Source organism: Bacillus sp. C30, assembly GCF_040838255.1.
GTDB classification, from domain to species: domain Bacteria; phylum Bacillota; class Bacilli; order Bacillales; family Bacillaceae_G; genus Bacillus_A; species Bacillus_A mycoides.
On sequence record NZ_JBFPJH010000205.1, the window covers coordinates 1 to 5989 of the forward strand.

A 5989-nucleotide genomic window follows, 5' to 3' on the forward strand; every position below is an offset into this window, starting at 1 on the left:
GTATAACAAAAATGAATAGTATTGTGAATAAAAAGAATATTACAATGATTTTTTGGGGTTTTAGTTAAAAATCTTCGAAAATATGATTATTGTATTTCGAGGGGCTCCTTATAAATCTTAGCTATATATTTTACAAAATCAATGACGGGATAGTGTATGAGTGAACGATGCTGCGCAAAACGAACCCCTTCTTTTTCCATTTCCCAAATGATTTGTTCAATTTCCAACTCTTTTTGTTGTATTCTATTATAATTTTGATATACAATGTTTTTCCATTTATAAGAAGAACCGTGAAAATAACTCTCTCCTTTTACCGTGTGACTGAATATTATTTCTATTTTTTCTCTACGTTGTTTTTCCTTCATATGCGCTCCCGTTGACTGCATGTTTATCGCCTCTTCCCTTTGTGTTGTATACTGTTTCACAAAATTCGGTCTAAATTATCATAGTCAATGTACATTGTTCTTGTTGGGAATTGTCGTTTAAGGCTATCTCATCAACTGTATTTGTTTTTCAAGCGCTTAATCTAATATATTGGATCTTACGTCTAAATAAGTTGATAGTGTGTATAAAATACTATCAATCTTTATTATAAAACGATTCTTTATAGGCATGCACCTTTTTACACTCAACAAGATTTACAACATGACGACTATCTTCATCCATGAATGTTATCCTCAGTATCGCTTTTTATATGAAAAAATCATATAAAAACATAGCGCTCTTAAAGAATTTTGTTACAAATTTATTATGTTTGACTTTAAAAAAGGAACGTAATATTTATTTGTAGAAAATTTTAAGAGTAAAAATAGAATGACTATTTATATGATAAGAAAAGGGGGCACTTATAGATGATAACAAATGATTTAGATTTCCGATTAGAACCACGTTTAAAAGAACTGTATGAACAACATAAAATAAGAGCGCAGAAGATAGACTGGGGTTATCATGAGTTTTTACCATGGGATAAGGGAATGGACTTTAAAAGAGTTCCTTGGGATGAAAGTCAAGTTACTCTTCCTTCTGGTGTAATTACGGCCATTGAAACAGCTTTATTAACAGAAGTGAATTTACCATGGTTTACAACGTATTAATCTGCGACTTTTAAAGGGTCCCTTTCTGTTATTACAGACTTTATTCATGCTTGGACTTCAGAAGAGGATCAACATTCGAATTTATTGGAGACATATTTACTACTCACTCGAAGTGTGAATCCCAAACGATTACATGAATTAATAAAGTCAGTCGTTGAGGGGGGATTTGAGCCCGATTTTCACACACCCATCGAAGCAATGACGTATACGACGCTACAAGAACTTGCAACGATGGTGTTTTACAATAATGTAGCTAAGGTTGCAAGTAAGCATGATCCAGATCTTGCTACATTATTACGCCGTCTTGCAAAAGATGAAACTCTTCATTATGCATTTTATGGAGACGTCATTCGAACACATTTGGAATTGGAACCTAATTATTGCTATCATATTGCCAATGTGATTATGAATTTTAAAATTCCAGGTGCTGTCATGCCTGATTTTGAAAATCGAATGGCTGTGATTGCAAAAGAAGCTAACTATGGCCCACTACAATATTTTGATCAAGTACTTGATGTAGTGGTTGATTATTGGGGGTTAAAAGACTTACGACCAATTGCACCTCTAGCTGAAAAAGCAAGAATTGAGATTTTGGAGTACCACACAAGATTGAAAAAAATACGGGATCGATTTGGTCGTTTTCAAGGGAAAACTGATCTACGTTAATGAGTAGAGGTTTCAGAATATACGCGGGGAAATTCCCCTTCCCTTTATTGGAAATCGGACACGCTCCCTATTGTTTTGGTGCTGTTTTTATTTAATTTGATTTTTAAAGAAAAAGTAGTTGACACCAAAAATAAATTTATGATATTATAAAATATTTGATAAAAAATCACATATATGTTAAGGTTGAGAAGGTTACCATATATGGAGGTGGATTATATGTTTCAAATTGGCGATAACATTGTTTATCCAATGCACGGAGCAGGTATAATTGAAGCCATAGAAGAAAAAGAATTCTCAGGGAAAAAACAACAGTATTTTGTTATAAAAATGTCAATCAGTAATATGAAAGTCATGATTCCTATGGGAAAAATATTAAGTTCGAGTATACGCCCAGTTACTGATATACTTGCATTAAAAAACATTATATACATTTTTCAGCATGGAGAATCAGATAAATTACTGTCGTGGAAACAAAGGTATAAAGTGAACACGGACAAAATAAAAACGGGTGAAATACAAGAAGGTGCTGAAGTTGTACGGGATTTAATGCGTATGAAGAAAGAAAAGGCACTGAATACAAGCGAAAAAAAAATGTTGGATAACGCACATGATTTTTTGATTAGTGAACTAGGATTAATTAAAGGGATCACTGAAAATCAAATAAAAAGTTTCTGTTAAGGTTCATTATAGATAATGTATTACCTCCCCCGAAAATATCCTGAATTTTCCGGTAATATGATTATTATTAAAAGTAAATCATTTCAAAGACATTCAACTTCTTCAACTCACTTTTAGAGTAGGAACCTCTTTTGTTATTACTTCAATCTAATCCATTTTTATTTTTAAATTTCTTTTACGAACGTTCGAAGTTTCATCAAATAACTCGATTAAATAGTCACTTGATTTTTGCAATCCTAATTCACACTGGCACGGACAAGGATCCGTAAGGATGAAAGAGAGGTAGGGCTTTCATTGTTTTAGGTAATATACTATCTAAGTCATTATTTCTAGAAGAAAAAACAATCAATCTCACCGCTATCTTTAAGAGTTTCTTACATCTACTGAGACAGTGAATAGTAATTGTTTATCTTCTTTACGTAAAATTGATAAACGAACTGGTAACACCATATGGTCAACTACAAAAAATGGTTTCCAGACCAGGAAACCATTTTAAATTTCATTTACATACAATAGTAAATTAAGCAGTAAGAAGGAGTGCACACATGAAAAAAATGTTAACAAAAGAATTAAGTAATGAATTAAAGAAGCGGGAAGGGATCATTTCTATTACGGTTGAGCCTTATGAAAAAATCGAAGTTGGTGGAATTCGTGTAGATGGACCAGCTGTTATTCTAATTAATCAAGAATCGCTAAAAATAGTTGAATGAACGAAGAAAAGGATCAGCCTTTACGAGAAGGGAAGATCCTTTTTGTTTGCTGCAGCTAATATGGGATATACATAACTTTTATCTGATGTGTTGAGGGTAAAAGGAAGGAGAGGGTAGGGATTATCATGGTGGAAAGCTTAATATTGGTAGGATTTCTTTTTACGTTATATAAATTAGTTGATAAAAAAACAAACTAATTATTTAAAACGATATATTGTTTCCTTTTTAAGGGCGAGATTTATTTGATAGTGAAATGGATAATTTAAAGGAGGAATTTAGATGGATGCAAGGAAAGAACGCATAAAATACAAGAAGATGTCAAAGAACTATGACCGTATTTAGTTTCGTTTCTCCTATTAATTGTACTTGTTTATAGTAGTGTGATTATCATAGGAGCTACAGGGGGAAAATATGGAGTGTTTTTGTTGTTAGCAATTTTACTTAACGCACGTATTATTAAAGAATCTCAAAAAAAGTATGAGCAGTATTCTAACAAAGCGCGTATTTAAAATGATACATATCTTGAAAGGAACAACCTGGATGTACATTCAAAGTATACCTATATTATCACCTATTAACTAGTAAAAGTAACCTTATATAAATAATTTTTTAGCAATTTAGGCTTAGTCACAGGGTTCGTGCTGTAAACCGCAAAGTAAACTTATCAAATCATATAAAATAAGTGAATAGGTTACCAAAAAACATAATTTTTGTAACTCTTTGAATCTTAATTAAGGTGCTTAATATCAATGGCATGCAATCTTGCCAAAAATAATCACCAAAATGATTACCATAAATCTTTTTCAAAAGTATACGGTGCACTTTTAAAAATTTTATCGGTTTATACTTTGCGGTCTATGACAGCAACCCTGTGACTAAGCCATTTAGGAATAGAAAACGTATCTTATCAAAATGTTATTTTCTTTCATATAATGAATTATCCTTCTAGCATATTTATAAGATTTATATCATATATTAAGAGAAAGAATGTAAGTTAGAAAGGAGTCTTATAGAATGAGTTATTTGGAGAGCCACGTACAGTTAGCGCACCATTATAAAAAACTATAAAAAATTACAAATAAATTATAAAAGGAGGTGAACCCGTTCCATTTGTTTCGTGATTTGGGTACAATACAGTTACCTACAGTGAATCTAGGGTATTGCGTAAGTGATACCGGCATTGGGTAGAACCATGATAGTGTGTAGGCTCGAAACCTGATAGGCGAAAACCAAGCCAATAAAAGAAAAGTTGAGAATGATCACTTTACACGATAGCTCAACTATGCAGGATTCGTTGTATCCGAATTTACGCCCTTGGAGTGTTATGCCAAACGAAAGTAGCTTCGGCAAAATCGGACACGGAGAATAGGGAAGCAAACAAACTTTATATAGTTTTATAAGGTTTTGGCAACGGGAAATGACTTCAGTGAACAAAATATGGTAAGTGTACCTAATTCCTACGTATATCAGACATTACAATCAGCAATTGGTAAACATGTGGTCATTGAAACTGTAAGAGGTAATGTAAGAAGAAAGTTAAAGGATGTGAAACCAGATCATTTGCTCATTGAATATACGGTACCGTATATTGTACGCATTCAACAAATTGTATGGATTATGCCAAACCAAATAAAAACACAGGGTTTTATCTCTGTGTTTCTTCAAATTTTCGTTTTTGGATATATGCTTGAGCATGGATAATTTCTTTCTGAAGTTCTTTTAATTCTTCCATTGATCCGGATTCAATCCTCATGTAAGTAGTAACTAGGCCAATCATCATATCCATCTTCTCTACTATATTTTGAATGACCTGTTCAGATTGCTCTTTTTTAGGGTGTTGTATTGCTATTAATACATTTTCTATATAATTGTGCTTTCTTTGCTGGATATCATTAATAAACTGTTTTGTGTTTGAGCTCATTTGTTTTTCCTCCGTTTTGTATATATTTCCATTCTATCATATTTGAATAGAAAATATTGGATTCCCCTAAATTCACATCTGTCTCGTACATCTCCTCAAATATACAAACTAATTCCTTAACGTACAGGGAACCGGATAAAATGTGTCTAAATTATGTCTAAACGTACAATTTTCTTTTTTTGATATGGTGACCCCATGCCCATCAACTTAAGAGTGAAAACAAACTGAGTTTTCGTCTCATCAGATTAAAACCTTCCTAAAATAGGAGTATACTCTTAAAAATACGCATATCAAATAAACCCTAACGGGTTTCATTTTTTAAATTATGCAGCTTTCTTTTGTTTTTTCAATCCATTATACTCATAGACAACACCCATGATATCAAAGACAGTCTTCTTCTCATATCGATGAGATTTCCGTCCGTTTTGTTGTAGAAGGTGGAACAGACGAATTAGAAGCTTTGTTATCTCTTGGGTGTTTTTCTGTATGGATTGATAGAGAAGAAATAGGTGATCTTGGATCATTCCAATTGCTTTATACTCACTCAATTCTTTTTGCTTCTTTTGTAACAAAAGTTGACGCATTTTAAACATGGTAGAAGAACATAAGAAAATAGCGATTAGCTTTCCATATAGTTGGCACTCTAATCGTTCCTTTTTGACATCCCGACATTTCTCGATTTCAAAAAGGGATTTCCACGTCTTGAATACAATTTCTATCTGCCAGCGTAAAGAATACAGTTCATGAACTTGTTCCATAGGAACCCACTCCCATGGAGTGTTTGTCACATATACATTCGTGTTTAACTTTAAACGAGAGATATAATAGCTACCCCGTTGATCCATTTGGTCTAAGAACCTGTCTGAAATCTAGGGTATAATCTATGTAAAAAGGATGATTCCTATGATACACAATTATAC

General features: G+C 32.6%; 4 protein-coding genes and 4 pseudogenes. 5 read left to right on the forward strand and 3 right to left on the reverse strand.

What is annotated here, in order from left to right:
* Positions 1–86: 86 nt before the first annotated feature.
* Positions 87–386 carry a hypothetical protein gene (locus tag AB3X49_RS16340; protein WP_367963379.1) on the reverse strand — a complete coding sequence of 100 codons (300 nt, stop codon included), beginning with the start codon at positions 384–386 and terminating at the stop codon, positions 87–89.
* A gap of 465 nt (positions 387–851) precedes the next feature.
* Between AB3X49_RS16340 and AB3X49_RS16345 the strand changes: the two are divergent.
* The 5 genes and pseudogenes from AB3X49_RS16345 to AB3X49_RS16365 all read left to right on the forward strand — a co-directional run.
* A pseudogene (locus AB3X49_RS16345) lies at positions 852–1760 on the forward strand (acyl-ACP desaturase).
* A gap of 216 nt (positions 1761–1976) precedes the next feature.
* Positions 1977–2438, forward strand: coding sequence for a CarD family transcriptional regulator (locus AB3X49_RS16350; protein WP_367963373.1), 462 nt, complete (start codon positions 1977–1979; stop codon positions 2436–2438).
* Positions 2439–2983: 545 nt separating this feature from the next.
* Positions 2984–3148, forward strand: coding sequence for a BC1881 family protein (locus tag AB3X49_RS16355; protein ID WP_367963375.1), 165 nt, complete (start codon positions 2984–2986; stop codon positions 3146–3148).
* A 279-nt stretch (positions 3149–3427) separates the two neighbouring features.
* A pseudogene (locus AB3X49_RS16360) lies at positions 3428–3657 on the forward strand (hypothetical protein).
* 928 nt (positions 3658–4585) lie between these two features.
* Positions 4586–4777, forward strand: a pseudogene (locus tag AB3X49_RS16365) (DUF2642 domain-containing protein); the annotation flags it as partial.
* 16 nt (positions 4778–4793) lie between these two features.
* On the opposite strand, the gene AB3X49_RS16370 reads toward AB3X49_RS16365, so the two are convergent.
* On the reverse strand, positions 4794–5069 hold the full coding sequence (locus AB3X49_RS16370) for a hypothetical protein (protein WP_367963377.1): 276 nt from the start codon (positions 5067–5069) through the stop codon (positions 4794–4796).
* A 323-nt stretch (positions 5070–5392) separates the two neighbouring features.
* A pseudogene (locus tag AB3X49_RS16375) lies at positions 5393–5872 on the reverse strand (transposase); the annotation flags it as partial.
* Positions 5873–5989 lie beyond the last annotated feature (117 nt).